We start from the raw sequence: 1,459 nt of genomic DNA, 5'->3' as shown, positions 1-1,459 counted from the left end.
TGCTCCATGTGCTCGATGAGCATTCAGATGATGCCTACCTGGCGATCTTGCGCGCCGCGTCGCGGCAGCATCGCCTCGATGTCGATCTGCGCCTGATGATAGCGGCTATTTCTAGCACCAGCGACGGCATCGTCATTGCCGATCTTGACGGCGTCCCGTACTATCAGAACCCTGCCTTTCAAGCCATGGTCGGCCTGACGCTCGATGATCTGCGGGCGGCTGGCGGTTTACAGCGCCTGTATCGTGATCCCGGCGTGGCGCGCGCGGCGCTGGCAGCGGTGCGCAACGGTCAGTCGTACCGTGGCGAGATGCGCCTGATTGATCATCATGGCAATGCGCTCAGTGTGCATGTGAATCTCGATCCGGTGCTGGATCCCTCAGGGCGGGCGATTGCCCTGATTGCTGTGCATACCGATGTGACGCAGCGAAAATTGACCGAAGCGCGCCTGGCGTATCTTTCATCACACGATCCACTCACCGGTCTGGCAAACCGGACGTTGCTGATCGACCGGTTGCAACAGGCGTTAGATCGGCAGAGTCGGGAACGGTCGTCACCATGCGGCGTCCTGCTGATCAATCTGGATCGTTTCAAACAGATCAACGATAGTTTGGGGCACGCTGTTGGCGATGAGCTGTTGATCGCTATTGCAGGTCGATTGAAGCACATCACCCGACCAGGCGATACGGTAGCCCGTTTCGGCGGCGATGAATTTGCCGTGGTGATCGACACGCCGGGATCGGTAGAGGATATCTGGCGTGTTGCGCAGCGTATTCAACATACACTGAGCCATCCGGTCATGGTGCGGGAGCATTCGTTGACCGTCGGCGTCAGTATTGGCATTGCGGTCGATGATGGTCGGGCGAAGGATGCGATGACGCTGCTGCACAATGCTGATACGGCATTGCATCAGGCGAAAGCGCGTGGACGGTCACGGATTGTCATGTTCGAGGAAGCGATGCACACGGAGGCTGCACGGCAGTTGCAACTCGAAATCGAGCTGCGCCAGGCCGTACAGCATCAGACGCTGGAGATGCACTATCAACCGATTGTCGATCTGTGCAGTGGTGAGGTGTACGGCTTCGAAGCGCTTATGCGCTGGCAACACCCGTACCACGGACTGCTGTTCCCCGATAGTTTCTTGCCGATTGCCGAGGAAGCCGGCATCATCCCGACGCTCGGCAACTGGAGTATCGCCGAAGTCTGCCGTCAGGCGCGTCGCTGGCGTGACCGGTTTGGCGCAGCCGCAGATATGCCGATCAGCGTCAATATCCACAGTCAGCATCTCGATCAGGCGGATCTGTTTGCGCAGGTGCAACAGATATTACATCATCATCGTTTACCCGGTGCGGCGTTGACCATCGAAATCACCGAGAAGGCGGCGCTGAACGATCTCGATCTGGTTCTGTCACAGTTGCTTCCGCTCAAGGCGCTGGGTGTGCGTGTGATGCTGGACGATTT

General features: G+C 58.3%; 1 protein-coding gene. It reads left to right on the top strand.

What is annotated here, in order from left to right:
* Nucleotides 1–1,459: putative bifunctional diguanylate cyclase/phosphodiesterase (locus NW818_RS14020; protein ID WP_414424911.1), on the top strand; the 1,459-nt coding region annotated here is incomplete at both ends.

This window comes from Synechococcus sp. R6-5 (genome assembly GCF_047461775.1).
GTDB lineage: Bacteria > Cyanobacteriota > Cyanobacteriia > Thermostichales > Thermostichaceae > Thermostichus.
This window is presented reverse-complemented; position numbering and strand designations above follow the sequence as displayed.